This window comes from Mycobacterium kubicae (assembly GCF_015689175.1).
Lineage (GTDB): Bacteria > Actinomycetota > Actinomycetes > Mycobacteriales > Mycobacteriaceae > Mycobacterium > Mycobacterium kubicae.
Window position 1 is genome coordinate 82,358 of record NZ_CP065047.1, and the last position, 17,798, is coordinate 100,155.

Annotated in this window: 14 protein-coding genes and 2 pseudogenes; 11 read left to right on the forward strand and 5 right to left on the reverse strand. The window is 64.6% G+C overall.

Annotated features, from left to right (window positions below; translation table 11 throughout):
• Positions 1-37 precede the first annotated feature (37 nt).
• Positions 38-910, reverse strand: a complete 873-nt coding sequence (locus tag I2456_RS00410; RefSeq protein ID WP_068158422.1) for a DUF1707 SHOCT-like domain-containing protein — start codon at positions 908-910, stop codon at positions 38-40.
• Between the two features lie 112 nt (positions 911-1,022).
• Between I2456_RS00410 and I2456_RS00415 the strand changes: the two genes are divergently transcribed.
• The 9 genes and pseudogenes from I2456_RS00415 to I2456_RS00455 all read left to right on the forward strand — a co-directional run bounded on the left by I2456_RS00415 (position 1,023) and on the right by I2456_RS00455 (position 11,595).
• Positions 1,023-1,445: a DUF5318 family protein gene (locus I2456_RS00415; protein ID WP_068024160.1), complete on the forward strand. Its 423-nt coding sequence runs from the start codon at positions 1,023-1,025 to the stop codon at positions 1,443-1,445.
• Positions 1,438-3,951, forward strand: coding sequence for a transglycosylase domain-containing protein (locus I2456_RS00420; RefSeq protein ID WP_371869939.1), 2,514 nt, complete (start codon positions 1,438-1,440; stop codon positions 3,949-3,951). Before I2456_RS00415 ends, I2456_RS00420 begins: the two co-directional genes overlap by 8 nt.
• A pseudogene (locus tag I2456_RS00425) lies at positions 3,948-5,619 on the forward strand (glycosyltransferase family 87 protein); the annotation flags it as partial. The gene I2456_RS00420 and the pseudogene I2456_RS00425, both read left to right, overlap by 4 nt.
• Positions 5,582-6,220 (forward strand): DJ-1/PfpI family protein, encoded by a 639-nt coding sequence (locus tag I2456_RS00430; RefSeq protein WP_085074401.1) that lies wholly within the window; start codon positions 5,582-5,584, stop codon positions 6,218-6,220. The pseudogene I2456_RS00425 and the gene I2456_RS00430, both read left to right, overlap by 38 nt.
• 115 nt (positions 6,221-6,335) lie before the next feature.
• Positions 6,336-6,626, forward strand: a complete 291-nt coding sequence (rpsF, locus tag I2456_RS00435; RefSeq protein WP_067415006.1) for a 30S ribosomal protein S6 — start codon at positions 6,336-6,338, stop codon at positions 6,624-6,626.
• Positions 6,627-6,693: 67 nt separating this feature from the next.
• Positions 6,694-7,209 carry a single-stranded DNA-binding protein gene (locus I2456_RS00440; protein ID WP_085074400.1) on the forward strand — a complete coding sequence of 172 codons (516 nt, stop codon included), beginning with the start codon at positions 6,694-6,696 and terminating at the stop codon, positions 7,207-7,209.
• Positions 7,210-7,247: 38 nt separating this feature from the next.
• Entirely contained in the window at positions 7,248-7,502 is a 255-nt protein-coding gene (rpsR, locus tag I2456_RS00445) for a 30S ribosomal protein S18 (RefSeq protein WP_068024176.1), read from the forward strand.
• A gap of 32 nt (positions 7,503-7,534) precedes the next feature.
• On the forward strand, positions 7,535-7,993 hold the full coding sequence (rplI, locus tag I2456_RS00450; protein WP_068024178.1) for a 50S ribosomal protein L9: 459 nt from the start codon (positions 7,535-7,537) through the stop codon (positions 7,991-7,993).
• Positions 7,994-8,523: 530 nt separating this feature from the next.
• The gene (locus I2456_RS00455; RefSeq protein WP_085074399.1) at positions 8,524-11,595 is read left to right on the forward strand and encodes a replicative DNA helicase; all 3,072 of its coding nucleotides are present in this window, start codon (positions 8,524-8,526) and stop codon (positions 11,593-11,595) included.
• Between the two features lie 239 nt (positions 11,596-11,834).
• Here the strand turns inward: I2456_RS00455 and I2456_RS00460 are convergent.
• The 3 genes and pseudogenes from I2456_RS00460 to I2456_RS00470 all read right to left on the reverse strand — a co-directional run bounded on the left by I2456_RS00460 (position 11,835) and on the right by I2456_RS00470 (position 14,944).
• Positions 11,835-12,441 (reverse strand): annotated as a pseudogene (locus tag I2456_RS00460) (ATP-binding protein).
• Between the two features lie 156 nt (positions 12,442-12,597).
• Positions 12,598-13,671 carry an NAD(P)H-dependent amine dehydrogenase family protein gene (locus I2456_RS00465; RefSeq protein WP_085074398.1) on the reverse strand — a complete coding sequence of 358 codons (1,074 nt, stop codon included), beginning with the start codon at positions 13,669-13,671 and terminating at the stop codon, positions 12,598-12,600.
• 22 nt (positions 13,672-13,693) lie between these two features.
• Positions 13,694-14,944, reverse strand: a complete 1,251-nt coding sequence (locus I2456_RS00470; RefSeq protein ID WP_085074397.1) for a hypothetical protein — start codon at positions 14,942-14,944, stop codon at positions 13,694-13,696.
• Between the two features lie 500 nt (positions 14,945-15,444).
• Between I2456_RS00470 and I2456_RS00475 the strand changes: the two genes are divergently transcribed.
• A complete protein-coding gene (locus tag I2456_RS00475) occupies positions 15,445-15,876 on the forward strand; it encodes a nuclear transport factor 2 family protein (protein WP_085074396.1) in 432 nt (143 codons plus the stop codon).
• Positions 15,873-17,192, forward strand: coding sequence for a cytochrome P450 (locus I2456_RS00480; RefSeq protein ID WP_085074395.1), 1,320 nt, complete (start codon positions 15,873-15,875; stop codon positions 17,190-17,192). Before I2456_RS00475 ends, I2456_RS00480 begins: the two co-directional genes overlap by 4 nt.
• On the opposite strand, the gene I2456_RS00485 is transcribed toward I2456_RS00480, so the two are convergent.
• Positions 17,179-17,475 carry a hypothetical protein gene (locus I2456_RS00485; protein WP_139823178.1) on the reverse strand — a complete coding sequence of 99 codons (297 nt, stop codon included), beginning with the start codon at positions 17,473-17,475 and terminating at the stop codon, positions 17,179-17,181. The genes I2456_RS00480 and I2456_RS00485 overlap by 14 nt on opposite strands.
• Between the last annotated feature and the right edge of the window lie 323 nt (positions 17,476-17,798).

The window sequence follows — 17,798 nt, forward strand, 5'->3', positions numbered from 1 at the left end:
CAGCGGAATAGCCAGCCACGGCTTACCTACACGTCGTTCAGGACGGATAGTTGACCCGTTTGATGGTGCCGTCGCCGGCGAGCTGGATGTAGCCGCTGCCGTAGTCACTGGACACATAGACGGTCAGCGACAACGAACCCGGCGCTGTCGGGTCGGTGGCCGGTTCGACGATCAGATAGCTCGATTTGACGTCCGAGGGCTTGATGCCCACCGTTTCCGGAGCGCCCCGCATGATGCCCACGACCGTTTTGACGTCGAACTTGCCCAAGTCGACGACGACGGTGTCGGTGCCGCTCTTGGCGTTGCTGCTCGGATCGCCCCAGCCGCCGCGATAGCTGTAGTCGAGAACCCGACGCTCGTTGGTGGGATCCTGCCGATCCAGCGACGCATAGTCGGGGTAAACGACCAGCCGGTAGCCCATGGTGTCGCCGAACCGTTTGCGCATCTGTTCCAAGAGCCCGGTCAGCCCACCGAGGGAATGCAGCTGCTTGGGCGGGGTCAGCACGACAGCCGCCACACCGTCGGGCTTGGCTCCCGGATCGGAGGTGAAGTCCAGCGGCGAATTGGTGTTGCCGTACAAACCCCAGCCGATGCCGATGCCCAGCAGTACCGTCACGGCGAACGACGCGACCGTCACCCCGAACCCGTTGCGTTTGGGCCGCGGTTTGAGGGCAGGTGCCTGGTCGGCGGTGTTCTCCGAGTGCTGCAGGTCCGACACCAGGTCCTGCAGCTCGCCCAGCGTGACGGCTCTGGTCGCGGTGCTGACGCGTTCCCGGTGTTCCTCGGAGGAGATCTCGCCGTCGTTGAGCGCGTTGTCGAGCAGCCGGCATGCGTCCTGGCGGTCGCGGTCCTTCGCGCGAGTCGACGGTGATGCTCCGCGAGCCGTTGCTGAGCCCGACCATTTCGCCACGGGACGATCGTAGAAGTCGTTCACCCGACGTGAGCACCCAATACCGGAGTTCACACACAACTACGGCGTCGGTGCGTATCGGCGCCGGGGACGGGGACGTACTCTGGTCAGCGTGCGACTGCAGCGACAGGTAGTGGACTATTCGCTTCGGCGGCGCTCATTGCTGGCCGAGGTGTACTCCGGGCGCACCGGCGTCTCCGAGGTCTGTGACGCCAATCCCTATCTCCTGCGCGCCGCGAAGTTTCACGGGAAACCGAGCAAGGTGATGTGCCCCATCTGCCGCAAAGAGCAGCTCACGCTGGTGTCGTGGGTGTTCGGTGAGCACTTGGGAGCGGTGTCCGGTTCGGCGCGCACCGCCGAAGAACTGGTCATGCTCGCTACCCGATTCTCCGAATTCGCCGTCCACGTCGTGGAGGTTTGCCGGACCTGCAGCTGGAACCACCTGGTCAAGTCCTACGTCCTCGGTGCGGCGCGCCCGCCGAAGGGGACCGGCACACGTACGGCGCGCAACGGCGCCCGAACGGCCAGTGAATAACGAGGGGCGGCGCCACCGGTCGTCCCACGACGCCTCGGACGTCTCGGCGACTGGGGGCGCCAACAGGGATCCCGGCGGTGCTGGCGGCGACGGCCATCCGCTGCCCGGTCCGCGTCGGCCGGTGCCGCCCGACGATCGGATGACCACGATCTTGCCGCCGGTCACCGACGACCGCGTGCCGCGGCACGCCGACCCGATCCAAGCCGTCAAGGCCGCTCTGGATAGTCCCGCGGTTACGCCCCTGCAGCGTGATCCGCTCGAACAGGTCAAGGCCGCCCTCGACGGCCCCGATCAGCCGCAGCGAGCGGGCAGGGGGCGGCGTCCACCCGGGCCACCCGGTCCACCGGTACCGGGGCCGGCCGGACACCGCTCGCGCCGGCCGAGGCCCAGCTGGTCTCAGCAGATCAACTGGTTGTGGGTGCGACGCTCGTTGTATCTGAGCGCGGCCGTGCTGATCCTGTTGCCGATCGTCACCTTCACGATGGCTTACTTCATCGTCGACGTGCCCAGGCCCGGTGACATCCGCACCAACCAGGTCTCGACGATTCTGGCCAGCGACGGCTCGGAGATCGCCAAAATCGTCCCGCCCGAAGGTAATCGGGTCGACGTCAACCTCAACCAGGTACCGGTGCACGTCCGCCGAGCGGTCATCGCCGCGGAGGACCGCAACTTCTACTCCAACCCGGGCTTCTCGTTCAGCGGTTTCGCGCGGGCAGTGCGCAACAACATGTTCGGCGGCGACCTGCAGGGCGGGTCCACCATCACCCAGCAGTACGTGAAGAACGCACTGGTCGGTTCCGCCCAGCATGGCTGGAGCGGGCTGATGCGCAAGGCCAAAGAGCTGGTGATCGCGACCAAGATGTCGGGGGAGTGGTCCAAAGACGATGTGCTGCAGGCCTATCTGAACATCATCTACTTCGGCCGCGGTGCCTACGGCATATCCGCGGCGTCCAAGGCCTACTTCGGCAAACCGGTCGAGCAGCTCACGGTCGCCGAGGGCGCGCTGTTGGCGGCACTGATTCGGCGCCCGTCCACGCTGGACCCGGCCGTCGACCCGCAGGGCGCCGTCGCCCGTTGGAATTGGGTGCTCGACGGCATGGTGGAGACCAAGGCGCTGTCCGCCAATGACCGCGCCGCGCAGGTGTTTCCACCGACGGTTTCCCCGGATCAGGCCCGCGCGGAGAACCAGACCAGCGGCCCCAACGGGCTGATCGAGCGTCAGGTCACCCGAGAGTTGATGGACCTGTTCAACATCGACGAGCAGACCCTCAACACCCAGGGGCTGCAAGTCACCACCACCATCGATCCCCAGGCACAACAGGCCGCTGAGAAAGCGGTCGCGAAATACCTCGACGGACAAAACCCCGACATGCGAGCCGCGGCGGTGTCGATCGACCCGCACAACGGGTCGGTGAAGGCGTACTACGGCGGTTCGAACGCCCAAGGCTTCGACTTCGCCCAGGCGGGTCTGCAGACCGGATCGTCGTTCAAGGTGTTCGCTTTGGTGGCCGCGCTCGAGCAGGGCATTGGACTGGGCTACCAGGTGGACAGCTCTCCGCTGACGGTCGACGGCATCAAGATCACCAACGTCGAGGGGGAGGGTTGCGGCACCTGCAACCTCGCCGAGGCCCTCAAGATGTCGCTCAACACGTCGTATTACCGGTTGATGCTCAAGCTCAAGGGTGGACCGCAGGCCGTAGCCGATGCCGCGCACCGAGCCGGTGTCGCCGAGAGCTTCCCCGGTGTGGCCCACACCCTGTCCGAAGACGGCAACGGCGGGCCGCCCAACAATGGAATTGTGCTGGGCCAGTACCAGACCCGAGTCGTCGACATGGCTACCGCCTACGCCACCTTGGCCGCATCCGGCATCTATCACCGGCCGCATTTCGTGCAGAAGGTCGTCAACGCCGAGGGGCAGGTGCTCTTCGACGCCGGCACGTCGGACAACTCCGGGGAACAACGGATCCCCAAGGCGGTGGCCGACAACGTCACCGCCGCCATGATGCCGATCGCCGCGTACTCACGCGGGCACGCGTTGGCCGGCGGACGCCCGTCGGCGGCGAAGACCGGCACCACCCAGCTCGGCGACACGACCGAGAACAAGGATGCGTGGATGGTCGGCTACACCCCATCGCTGTCCACGGCGGTGTGGGTGGGCACCGTACAGGGCGATAGGCCACTCGAAACGGCTTCTGGCGCGGCGGTATACGGATCGGGGCTGCCATCGGACATCTGGAAGGCCACGATGGACGGCGCGCTGAAGGGCACCCAGAACGAGACCTTCCCCAAGCCGACCGAGATCGGTGGTTATGCGGGTGTGCCCGCGCCGCCGCCACCCCCACCGTCGCCTCCCTCGGTCACCGTCATCCAGCCGACCGTCGAAGTCGCGCCGGGCGTCACCATCCCGGTCGGTCCGCCTCAGACCGTCCCGGTCGGGCCGCCGGCTGCGCCGCCCGTGCCGGCGGGCGGACCGCCGCCGTCTGACATTCCCAACCCGCCCCCGTGACCGGCACCGAGACGCAGCGAGCGAGTACCTCACCGGGGCCGTTAGCCGCTGACTTGCGCAGTGCCGACAATCGCGATTGCCCGAGCCGCACCGACGTTCTGGGTGCCGCGTTGGCCGATGTCGTCGGCGGCCCGGTCGGTCGGCACGCGCTGATCGGCCGTACCCGCTTTCTGACGCCGGTCCGGGTGATGTTCCTGTTCACGCTGGTCTTCCTGGCGCTGGGCTGGTCGACCAAAGCGGCGTGCCTGCAAAGCACCGGCACCGGCCCGGGTGATCAGCGGGTGGCCAACTGGGACAACCAGCGTGCCTACTACGAGTTGTGCTACTCCGACACGGTCCCGCTTTATGGCGCAGAGTTGTTGAACCAGGGGAAGTTTCCGTACAAGTCGAGCTGGTTGGAGACCGATAGCTCCGGCACACCGCAGACCCGCTACGACGGTCAGCCCGCGGTGCGGTACATGGAGTATCCGGTGCTGACCGGGCTGTACCAGTACGTGTCCATGGCGCTGGCCAAGACTTACACCGCACTGAGCAAGATCTCCCCGTTGCCGGCCGTCGCCGAGGTGGTGATGTTCTTCAACATCGCCGCGTTCGGGCTGTCGTTGGCCTGGCTGGCCACCGTCTGGGCGACCGCCGGCTTGGCGGGGCGACGCATCTGGGACGCGGCGTTGGTCGCCGCCTCGCCGCTCATGATCTTCCAGATCTTCACCAATTTCGACGCACTGGCAACCGCTTTCGCGATGGGCGGCTTGCTGGCCTGGGCGCGGCGCCGACCGGTGCTCGCCGGGGTGCTGATAGGTCTTGGTGCCGCGGCGAAGCTGTATCCGGCACTGCTTCTGGGCCCGTTGTTGATCCTCGGACTACGGACTGGTCGGCTGGGCAGCGCGGCGCGCGCCACGCTGGCCACCGCGGTCACCTGGTTGGCGGTGAATCTGCCCGTGATGGTGTTGTATCCGCGGGGGTGGTCGGAATTCTTCCGCCTCAACACCCGCCGCGGTGACGACATGGACTCGCTCTACAACGTCGTCAAATCGTTCACCGGCTGGCGCGGATTCGATCCAAAGCTCGGCTTCTGGGAGCCGCCGGTGATTTTGAACACCGTCGTCACCGTGCTGTTCGTATTGTGCTGTGCGGCAATCGCTTACATCGCCTGCACGGCGCCACAGCGGCCCCGGCTGGCGCAGTTGGCGTTCCTGGTGGTGGCCGCCTTCCTGTTGACCAACAAGGTGTGGAGCCCGCAGTTTTCGCTGTGGCTGGTACCGCTGGCGGTGCTGGCCTTGCCGCACCGACGGATTCTGCTGGCCTGGATGACCATCGATGCGCTGGTGTGGGTGCCGCGAATGTATTACCTGTACGGCAACCCCAATCGTTCGTTGCCAGAGCAGTGGTTCACCATGACGGTGCTGCTGCGCGATATCGCGGTGATCGCGTTGTGCGCGTTGGTTATTCGCCAGATCTACCGGCCCGACGAGGATTTGGTGCGCTGGCAGGGCAGAGTCGACGATCCTGCCGGTGGGATCTACGACCGTGCGGCCGACGACGCCTCGGCGGGGTGGCTGCCCGATTGGTTGCGTCCCGCTTCCGCAAGGCGACCGGTACCCGCCGAAGCCGTGGCAGCCGCGGGTCCCTGATGCAGGTTGCGATCCCGCTCTTCCCGCGGTTCACCGCACTGGACGCCATCGGGCCTTACGAAGTGCTGCAACGGGTTCCGTCGGTCGAGGTGGTGTTCCTGGGCCATCGGCGGGGCGAGGTCCGCACCGAGAACGGGATGCTCGGTGTCTGCTGTGATGCCACGTTCGACGAGATCCAGGCACCAGATGTGGTGGTCTTCCCCGGCGGCATCGGAACCCGGGTGCTGCTCGAAGACGAGGTCATCCGCGCGTGGCTGACCGCCGTACACCCACGCACCACCTTCACCACGTCGGTATGCAGCGGCGCGCTGATGCTTGCCGCCGCCGGCCTGCTCGACGGGCTTACCGCCACCACGCACTGGGGGGCGGCTGAACTTCTCAACACGTTGGGCGCGCACTACGTGCCCGACCGTGTCGTCGAGCACCTACCCGAACGGATCATCACCGCCGCAGGCGTCTCCAGCGGCATCGACATGGCCCTGCGGTTGGTGGAGCTGCTGTTCGACCGGGAGGCAGCCCAGGCCAGCCAGCTGCTGATCGAATACGACCCGCAGCCGCCGTTCGACTCCGGCGCGCTCGCCAAAGCCGACGCGGCCACCAAGGCGAGGGCCGCGGCGTTTCAACGCTCCCGCAAATGACTGATTTTCCAGGTCGGGCCCGCATCCGGTAGCCTGGTGCGGTTGCCGACGCAGGCGACCCTCCTGCTACGGACCGCCCGTGGCCGCACAGACCAGAGGAGGTGATGAGGTCCCTATGCGTCCATACGAAATCATGGTCATCCTCGACCCCACTCTCGACGAACGCACCGTCGCCCCGTCCCTGGAGACGTTCCTGAACGTCGTCCGCAAAGACGGTGGGACGGTCGAGAAGGTCGACATCTGGGGCCGGCGCCGGCTGGCGTACGAGATCGCCAAGCACGCCGAAGGCATTTACGTGGTCATCGACCTGAAAGCCGCCCCGGCGACCGTCTCCGAGCTCGACCGGCAGTTGAGCCTGAACGAGTCGGTGTTGCGCACCAAAGTGATGCGCACCGACAAGCACTAATTGTCAGCGCTGTCGCTTAGGCTCGCCGCAGACACGAATCCCTATCGGGCGGACTCAGGAGGAAATTATGGCTGGTGACACCACCATCACCGTCGTGGGAAACCTGACCGCTGATCCCGAACTACGGTTCACGCCCTCGGGTGCGGCGGTGGCGAACTTCACCGTCGCGTCCACGCCACGCATCTACGACCGACAAAGCGGTGAATGGAAGGACGGCGAGGCGCTGTTCCTGCGGTGCAACATCTGGCGTGAGGCCGCCGAGAACGTGGCCGAAAGCCTCACTCGTGGCTCGCGGGTGATCGTCACCGGCCGACTCAAGCAACGGTCCTTCGAAACCCGCGAGGGCGAGAAGCGCACCGTCGTCGAGGTGGAAGTCGAGGAAATCGGGCCGTCGCTGCGCTACGCCACTGCCAAGGTCAACAAGGCCAGCCGTAGCGGCGGCGGAGGCGGCGGCTTCGGCGGCGGCGGTGGCTCTCGCCAGGGTTCGTCGGCGCCGGCCGGCGGCGGCTCCGGTGACGACCCATGGGGCAGCGCCCCGGCGTCGGGCTCCTTCGCCGGTGGTGACGACGAACCGCCCTTCTAACTTCCCAACACCATTCAGAAACGGAAAGAAAGACACTCATGGCTAAGTCCACCAAGCGGCGCCCGGCTCCAGAGAAGCCGGTCAAGGCGCGCAAGTGCGTCTTCTGCGCGAAGAAGGACCAAGCGATCGACTACAAGGACACCACGTTGCTGCGCACGTACATCAGTGAGCGCGGCAAAATTCGGGCGCGCCGGGTGACCGGTAACTGCGTGCAGCACCAGCGAGACATCGCGACCGCGGTGAAGAACGCTCGCGAGGTTGCGCTGCTGCCCTTTACGTCCTCCGCACGCTGATCGCCTGCGCCGCAACGAAAGACGCATACACAATGAAGCTGATACTGACGGCTGACGTCGACCACCTCGGTACCGTCGGCGACACTGTTGAAGTCAAGGACGGTTACGGCCGCAACTACCTGCTACCGCGCGGGTTGGCGATCGTCGCCTCCCGGGGCGCCCAGAAGCAGGCCGATGAAATCCGCCGGGCCCGCGAAACCAAGACCGTGCGCGACCGTGAGCACGCCAGCGAGATCAAGACCGCGATCGAGGCGCTCGGGTCGGTGGCGCTGCCGGTCAAGACCGCGGGTGACTCCGGCAAGCTATTCGGCTCGGTGACCGCCGGTGATGTCGTCAGCGCCATCAAGAAGGCGGGCGGCCCCAACCTCGACAAGCGCATCGTGCGACTGCCCAAATCGCACATCAAGAGCGTGGGCACCCATCCGGTCGTGGTTCACCTGCATCCGGAGATCGACGTCGAACTCTCGCTCGACGTCGTCGCAGAAAGCTAACCGGCACTACCTCACCGAGCGGTGGCGGCCATCGGGCCGCCCCGCCGGATCGTCCGGCTGCCCTTCAGGTGGCCGTGAGATTAGTTTGCGCGCAGGGTGGGTATCTAGCGCGCTGGCGAACACATTGCAGGTCGGTCCGACGCTACCCGCGTAACCGGCCCTTAACGTCGTGAAAACGTGGCCGAAAGCCAACACGCCCGACGCAGTAACCCGCCGCGACACGCCGTAGAGATTGTTGTCCACACGATCTATCTGGCGTTATATGGCGTTCAGCAGCAGTGATGCCACACCCGTTAGCAGCAATCCACAGGTTCTCCACACCCCCCTCAACACAGGTGTTCACGCGTATGCACACTCCATGCACAGCTTCATGAACAGTGACCCCTTGGAGTACTTCCCAGCAACGCTTAACGTCGTCTCCGCGGCAGACGATTCGGGAGATTAGGGCGGGGTGTCGGAGCCTTGACTTACGCTCTGGATATCGGCAATCGAATGTATGTTCGGTGCTAATTCGGAGGAGGTGAGGGCGCATGGCGGTTGTCGATGACCTGCCGCACCCGGGGATGGATTCAGCCCCGCCGAGTGAAGACTTCGGCCGTCAGCCGCCGCAGGACCTCGCCGCAGAGCAGTCGGTGCTGGGCGGGATGCTGCTGAGCAAGGACGCGATCGCTGACGTGCTGGAGCGGTTGCGCCCCGGTGACTTCTATCGCCCGGCTCACCAGAACGTGTACGACGCGATCTTGGATTTGTACGGGCGCGGGGAACCGGCGGATGCGGTGACCGTGGCCGCCGAACTGGATCGCCGTGGGCTGCTGCGCCGAATCGGCGGTGCGCCGTATCTGCACACGTTGATTTCCACGGTGCCAACGGCTGCCAATGCCGGCTACTACGCCGGCATCGTCGCCGAGAAGGCGCTGCTGCGTCGTCTGGTGGAGGCCGGCACCCGGGTGGTGCAATACGGTTACGCCGGGGCCGACGGTGCCGACGTTGCTGAGATCGTCGACCGCGCCCAGGCCGAGATATACGATGTCGCCGATCGGCGGACGTCGGAAGACTTTGTGCCGCTTGAGGATCTACTGCAGCCCACGATGGACGAGATCGACGCCATCGCGTCGAACGGCGGGATCTCGCGTGGGGTTCCGACGGGTTTCACCGAGTTGGACGAGGTCACCAACGGGCTGCACCCGGGGCAGATGGTCATCGTCGCGGCCCGGCCGGGTGTGGGGAAGGCGCTCGCGTTGGACACGCCGCTGCCCACGCCGACCGGCTGGACGACGATGGGCGACGTGGCCGTCGGCGATGAACTGCTGGACGCCGACGGCGCACCAACCCGGGTCCTCGCGACAACTGACGTCATGCTGGGCCGCCCGTGCTACGAGATCGAGTTCTCCGACGGCACCAGCATCGTCGCCGACGCCCAGCATCTATGGCCTACCGGATACGGCATCCGGACGTCGGCTCAGTTGCGCAGCGGCCTGGATACCATCGCCCCGGCCGGATCCGTCGGCCGTCATGTCGCAGTCATGGCGCCAGCGCTGCAGATTGTTTCAGCACGTCGTGTGCCCAGTGTCGCGGTGCGTTGCATTGAAGTCGATAACGCCGCTCATCTGTACTTGGCCGGCCCTGGAATGATCCCCACCCACAACTCCACGCTCGGCTTGGATTTCATGCGGTCATGCTCGATCAAGCACCGCATGGCCAGCGTCATCTTTTCGTTGGAGATGAGTAAGTCCGAGATTGTGATGCGGCTGCTGTCGGCGGAAGCGAAAATCAAACTCGGCGATATGCGTTCGGGCCGGATGACTGATGACGACTGGACGCGGCTGGCGCGGCGGATGAGCGAAATCAGCGAGGCGCCGCTGTATATCGACGACTCACCGAACCTGACCATGATGGAGATCCGCGCCAAAGCGCGTCGGCTGCGGCAGAAGGCCAACCTTAAACTAGTCGTCGTCGACTATCTGCAGTTGATGACCTCAGGCAAGAAGGTCGAGTCGCGACAGATCGAAGTCTCTGAGTTCTCCAGGCATCTCAAACTTTTGGCCAAAGAGCTCGAGGTACCGGTGGTGGCAATCAGCCAGCTGAACCGTGGCCCCGAGCAGCGGACCGACAAGAAGCCCATGTTATCCGACCTTCGCGAGTCCGGCTGCCTGACCGCCGCCACCCGAATCCTGCGCGCCGACAACGGGACCGAAGTCACCTTTGGTGAGCTAATGCGCACCGGTGAGCGTCCGCTGGTCTGGTCACTGGACGACCAGCTGCGCATGGTCGCGCGGCCGATGACGAACGTCTTCCCGAGCGGGCACAAGGAGGTGTTCCGGCTCCGCCTGGCCTCCGGGCGCGAGGTCGAGGCGACGGGCAACCACCCTTTCATGAAGCTCGAAGGGTGGACTGCCTTGGAACAGCTCAACATCGGCGACCGAATCGCGGCGCCTCGTCGGGTACCCGCACCGGTGGACACGCAGCGCATGGATGACGCTGAGGTCATCCTGCTCGCGCACATGATCGGCGATGGATCGTGCGTGAAGCGTCAGCCGATCCGCTACGCGTCGGTGGACGAGGCCAACCTCGTCGCGGTCACGGTGTCCGCCGCGCACTTCGGTGTGACCGCCGTTCGGGACGAGTACCCCGCCGCACGGGTGACAACGCTACGGTTGCCGGCGCCGGAGCGCTTGACACACGGCCGACGCAACCCGATTGCTACGTGGCTGGATGACCTTGGCCTGTTTGGCAAGCGCAGTTACGAGAAGTTCGTACCCGAAGCGGTGTTCCGCGCTCCCAACGATCAAGTGGCACTGTTCCTGCGGCACTTGTGGGCGACCGACGGATCTGTCCGCTGGGACGCGAAGGCGGGCCAGGGGCGAATCTATTACGCATCGACGAGCCGACGTCTCATCGACGACGTGGCGCAGTTGCTGCTGCGGGTCGGTGTCTTTGCACGGATCAAGCGGGCGCCCAAACTGGGGTACCGCGATTCATGGCACTTGCTCGTCTACGGTGCAGAGAACCAGGCCAGGTTCCTTCGCCACGTCGGTGTGCACGGCGTTAAATCGGTGGCCGCGCAAGAGGTGCTGTCCCACATTGGCGGAATGGTTCGCAACCCGAACCAGGACACCGTGCCGGCCGGCGTGTGGCAACAGATCCGAAAGTTGCTGTCCGACAAGCAGTTAACGCACCGACAATTTGCCACCGCTATGGGTACGCAGTTCTGCGGGTCCACGATGTGGAAGCATGCGCCCAGCCGGTCAAGGTTGCACCGGGCGGCTGCCATCTTGGCAGACCGGGACATTCATGCATTCGCGACCAGCGATGTCTACTGGGACACGGTTGTCGAGATCACCAGCATAGGTGAACAGGATGTTTACGACGGAACCGTCGACGGCACACACAATTTCGTGGCCGACGGCATCAGTGTTCACAATAGTTTGGAACAAGATGCGGACATGGTCATCCTGCTGAACCGGCCCGATGCGTTCGACCGCGACGATCCGCGTGGGGGCGAAGCAGATCTCATTCTGGCAAAACACCGCAACGGCCCGACCAAGACGGTGACTGTGGCACACCAGTTGCACTTGTCGCGATTCGCCAATATGGCGCGGTAGCAGCCTTTGTCGTTGTAGCTTCTCATGTTTGACTGCAACTTTTCTGGTTCGACTGCAGCGATCCGCTGAAGCGACGGTTCGGGTTGGAGCAAGGACGCGTTGTTCGAGTTCTCCATGGAGTGAACAGTTGCCACAAGCGATCTGCTCGCTCAGGCGGCTCCGTGGTGGACGTTTTCGCTAGTATCGCGGTCATAAGCGTTACTCGGTGACGTATTGGTCGTCGACTGAAGAGTGGCACGTCATCTACGAGTCCCGCTTGGAGCTGGCACTGCTGCTGTATGCCAATTTCGATGATGACGTGGGTGGAGTCCTCGCCCAGCCATTGTTGACGACGGTCGAAAACTAGGCCGGGAGCGGCGGTGAAAACTAGGCCACGTGGTCGTGGCGTGTTGTCGGGCTCTGTCGAAGGGCAGGGTATCGGTGCCGGTGTCCTCGAGGCGGTAGCCGGAGCCTTTGAGGGTCAGGACGTCGGCGTGGTGGACGATGCAGTCGATCGTGGCCGCGCCTACCACTCGACCTCCGAAGACGTCACCCCAGCTGGCATAGGGCAGGTTGGAGGTCAAGATGAGCGAGGCTTGCTCGTAGCGGCTGGCGACCAGTTGGAAAAACAGATTCGCGGCGTCCTGTCCGAAGGGGATGTAGCCGACCTGGTGGACGACGAGCAGTCCGATGCGGCGCAGCTTGGCTAGCTCGGCCTGTAGTCGCCCGGCGTTGTGGGCGGCCTTGAGCCGGGCGACCCAGTCCACCGCGGTGGCGAACGCGATTCGGGCCCGGGCTGTGCGGCCTTTGCGCCAACCCGATCGCGAGGTGGGTGTTGCCATTGCCGGGCGGGCCGAGCAGCACCACGTTGCGCGCCTTGGCCAGGAACGCCCCGTATCCAGATGAGCGACCATGTCCCGTTGAGTGCGAGTTGATGATCGAACTTGAAGTCTCTCAACGATTGGCGCGTCGGGAACCCGGCCGAGCGGATTACCCCTCCAACGCGGTCATGTATTTGCCGGTTCAACGGATGGTGCCACGACCCGGTATGAGCGGCAGGTCGAGTGCGGTGACCCAGCCTGGGGGTAGGTCGTTGACGGCGGCGACGGCGTTGAGTGCGCGGAGACCTGTCGACAGGCATCCGGCTGCGGCGGCGTCGCGTCCGGAGCCGTCGGTGAACCGGAACGCTGTTTCTTGCGAGATGCTGGGCGTGCCTTCGATGTCGACGCGGTAGACATCGTTCTGGTTTCCTGAGGGCCAATCGGGTGCGGCGTCTTCACCGATGCGGTTGACGTGTTCGAGTTGGATGCGGGTCTGGCCTTGGTAGATTCCGTTGATGGTGAAGCGGACGGCCGCAACCTTGCCGGCGTCGATGACGCCTTTGACAGTCTTGCGCTCGGTGGGTGTCGTCCATTTCTCCCACGTGGTGGTGATCTCGTCGAGTTCGATACCGGCGGCGGCGGCGATCATGGGCACGGTGGCGCCCCAAGCCATGATGAGAATGTCGGGGTTTTCCAGGAGCGGGCTGAATTCGGGCTCGCGCCCGATGCCCATCTCGAACTCGTAATCCCCTTCGTAGTTGGTGTAGTCGAGCAGTTCGGAGGCGCGAACCAGCTTGACTTCCGAGCACAGGCCCATCAGCGTCATGGGGAATAGGTCGTTGGCGAAGCCGGGGTCGATGCCGGTGGTGAAGCAGGCAGCACCGCCTTCTTCGCACGCGGTTTCGATGGGTTCGATCCAGGTGGGCGGGTTCAGTGTCATGGCCGGCCACACCCACGGCGTCATGGCCGTGGAGCAGACGTCGATACCGGCGTGCAGGAAGCGACTGATGAGTGCGATGTTGTCGTCGGCGTGTGCGGCGGTGGGCCCGTAGTGCACGAGTGCGTCGGGTTCTAGCGCGATGAGTGTGTCGACGTCGTCGGTGGCGATGATGCCGGTCGGTTGATCCAATCCGCAGATCGTGGCGGCGTCTTGGCCGACCTTCGCCGGGCTGCTGACCCCGACGCCCACGACGTCGAATTCGGGGTGTTTGAGGGCTTCGGTGAGCACCATGCGCCCGACGAAGCCGGTGCCCCACAAGACGATTCGTTTTGCCATGCGGCTTCTCCTGGGCGTGAGTTCAGTGGTTGATCGGGGTGATGGGCAGCGGGATGCCGCGGTCTTGGAAGGCGAAGCTGGCACCGTTGGTGTAGGAGGTGATGGCGACCTCTTTGCGGGTTTTGGCCGGCTGGTCGGCGCGGCGGACGTCGACGATCAGGGTGCCGTCGGTGTCGGTGGTGACGTCGAGGTCATGGAAATGCGCATCCACTCCCACGGCCATGGCTTCGATGGCGTCGAGGTGGTCGGGGTCGATCAGCGTAAGCCAGCTGTGGTCGCTGTGGGCGGGAGCGTCGGGGGCGATGACGATCCGCACACCGGACGAATCGAGTAGGGGCGCAACGGTGACCCCGGTGTACTGCACCGGGTTCAGGCACGGATGGACCTGAAGAACGTGTGCGAGCGCCTGGGCGCCATCGCCCAGGCCGAGCGCCCGCTTGATCCGCAACGAGGAAAACCCCGCGATACCCACGAACTGCTTGCGATACATGTCCTCGGCGGCGGCGTGCCCGTAGTGGCGCTGGCAGGCCAGGTAGTAGCTGATCGCCAATAAATGGTGCTGCAAAGCCAGTTCCTCGGCGATACGCACCATCGCCGAGCGGGACCACACGTTGTTAGGCAGATCAGCCAGCAAGGGGCCGCTGTAGTCACTCATGCCCTCGTCATGGGAGTCGATGTCAGTCAAGGCGACATGCGCCGCTTTGGTTCTGAAGATCGGTTCGGTCTCGGCGGGCAGCGGCAGGGGTTCGCGGTCGGGTTCAACGGTGACCGACCACGCGCAGTGCGGTGTCCGATCGGCAGGCACGCGGGGTGGGCGGTGAATGGGGCGGAAGCGGGCGCGGGGGTTGGTGGCCACTGCGGTGGCATCGAACGTCGGATCCTCGATGTCATGGCACATCAGCTTCACGGCCTGCTCACCCATCGGTTCAAGGTCCAGCAGGGCACCGCACGAGGCCAATTGGAACACCCCGTGATAGGGGTCTTCCAGTTCGAACCGGAAGTCCAAAAGCTGTGCGGGGGCTCCGATGTCGAGCTGGATGATCTTGAAGATGTCCTCCACGGTGTCGGTGGTCACCCCCAGCGCTTCGCGCATACGGCGGGTGTAGACCGGGCTCGCTCCCATCCATTCCTCGATCGCGATGGTCCTCATGCCTTCGAACCCCGCCTTAGAAATGACCGGTGTCATACCTGCTCGGTCGACGGACTGCCCAGTCAGGAGCAGTTCCAGCAGCAGTGCGGACAGCTCGTCGCGGGACGATTCGGTGTAGGTCATGAATGCTCTCCAGGAGATGGGGTGCTGCCCGACGAGTCAGCGATACAGAACACAGTGGTCGTCCCACCACACTGGTGTGATGCGGCGGAATTGTTCCGCGTGATGGTCGCGTCAGTGAGCAGCCAGTCCGAGTCGGTGAGATCGGTGCTCGGCGCGGACTGACGAGCAGTCACACTGCTCATCGCCACCCCCGTCAATGACCGGCCTCACACGCGCCCGGATCCGTACAACTAACTCTTTCGTTTCTAGCATCTTGATGTTAAAAATGAAAGAATCGAATACCGCGGGCGAAAGGTGCTCCATGGCGTCACCGTCTCAGCGCTCGGACCTCCTGGGAGGTCACACGGCCGGGGTTGTTGCGCGACACCAGTGGTGGCTGTGGGCGCGCAGTGGGTCGGTGAGGGGACGACCCACTGCGCGCCGATGCCCGCCGAGATGGAGACGCCGCTGATGGTCGCTGCGAACGCCCAGGTGTCTGAGCCCAAACGAAAGAGAAACTGATGTCCGACCACGATATTCATGCTTTGGTTCAGCGGTGGATCAGCCCGGCCCCCGACGGCAAAGCGGTGTTCAACATCCATCCCGACGCCGCCGAGATGCTGACCGAGGACGCCGTGTGGCAGATGCCGCCGAGCAACCCGTTGGGGGCTGTGCGCGGCCGCGACGCCATCATGAAGATCCAGACACTGGCGAAGTCGGTGTATCAGTGGGACACCATCAAGCTGCGCCCGATCCGGGTAATTGTCGAGGGCGACCAGGCGGTCGCGTTCTATGAGATCACCTGCCGGCAGGTGATCGACGACGAGCCCTACGCCTGCCAATACGCCCACTTCCTGACTTTCCGCGACGGCAAAATCTGCGAAATCGTCGACCTGTTTGACAGTTTGAGCTGGTTTCGTCAGTCCGGACACAAGCTCGAGTCGGTCTCGTGAGCGGGCTACCACCGCTGATCGACCAGGCTGACCTGCATGCCGTGTGGGACGACGATGCCCTGGCGGTGTTGCGGCGGGTACGCGACGAGGCCGGCGAGGCGGGACGGATGCTGGTGCACGGGATGGACATCGTGGTGCTTTCCGGCGCTGAGGCCCAAGACGCGTTCTTCGCCGCCTCCGATGAGGTGATCTCGGAGTCACCGGCAGCGGTGGCGATGAAGCCCATCCTCGGAACGGGTGTGTCCTACGATGCGGATTCGCCTGAGGAACGCCACAAGCACATGCGGCCACCGTTCACCCGCACCAAGTATCTGCGCACCTACCCGGTGACCGTGGAAGCCGAAATCCGCGATGCTATCGCCCGTTTGGGCGATACGGGCAGCATCGACGTCGTCGACTTCTTCACCGAACTGATGCTCTATGTGGCCAGTGCGGTGTTGGTCAGCCCGCGCTTCCGCGCAGAACTCGACCGCGAGTTTGTCGACTGCTACCGCGACATCGACCGCTCCAACACGTTGGTGGCATACCGCGATCCCTACCTGCCGATCCAACGCTTCCTCCGCCGCGACGTCTCGCGCGCCCGCATCGTCGACATCATCAACGAAATCCTTGCCGCACGCGCCCGCAGCGGCCCCGCCGAACAGCCGGATCTGCTCGACTACATCGCCCACAAACATCGCAGTGACGAGGCCGGCACGGCCGCCGAGGTGGCCACCTCACTGGTCGTGTCGATGCTGTTCGCTGCCCACGACACCCAGTCGACATCGTTGGCGTGGGCGATGTCAGAGGCCGCCCGCCGCCCCGATTCCGTCGAGGTGATGCTCAAGGAACTCCATGCCGTGACCGGCGGCGCAGGCGAACTGAACTTCGACGCACTGCGCAGCATGGAACAGACCGAAGCCTTCCTCAAGGAAGCACTGCGGATACACCCGCCGATCCCGTTCCTGTTGCGCCGCACCGAAACCGAATACACCTACAAAAAGTGGACGATCCCGGCCCAGCACTACATTGCGGTGGCCCCCGCCTTATCCCACCAGGACCCAGAGCTGTTTCCCGCACCCGAGGAATTCGACACCGGCCGCTACAGTAAGGACCGCGCCGAAGACCGTCAGATGACCGCGTGGATCCCGTTCGGCGCGGGACGACACCGCTGCGTCGGCGCGCCGCTGGCTTTGCTGACCATGAAGATCATCCTTCCCCGCCTGCTGGAGACCTTCGACTGGTATACCAATGACCCGCTGCCCGCCAACGACTTCACCACGATGATCTCCCCGCCCCGCGAACCCGCTCTCCTGCGTTACGTCAAGCGCCGCTAATACTCGCTGGCAAGAAGCTGCTCATCATCGGCGGCGCCCACGGCATCGGCCGTGCCCTGGTCGATCCGGTGATACCGCTGGCGCACAACGCCTCACCGTGGTCGACGTGGATAGCAGCGCCGGTGACCAGTTGACGGGGTGAACCGTCGACTTCGGCCAGGTCGACGTCACCGACTTCAACGCGTTCACCGCTGCGCTGGCGCAGGGGGAGAGAGCGGCCGTGGGTTTTCCACGGCGTCGTCAACTGCGCCGGCTTCACCATCGCGCGCCGAGTCCGCGACACCTCGGTAGACGTTTCAGGCTCATCTCGACCTCAACCTGATTCCGTCGCACATCCTGTTTCCCGAGTTGGGCCCCGGATGCGCCACCGCGGGGTAGCGCCATCGCCACCGTTGGGTCGTGAACCGGTGTGGATCCATTGCATGGCAATGCATTCTGTGGGGCGGCGAAGCCGGGGTGACCGTGCTGACAAAGCTGGCCGTCCTGGAAGTCGGCTCCGGAGGAAAAGGCTGCAACGCGGTCGCGCCAGGCACTATCGCCACCCGCCTGAGCGCAACCATCGACAGCACACCGGAATTTCGCCGCCCGATCCTCGACGCCCACCCC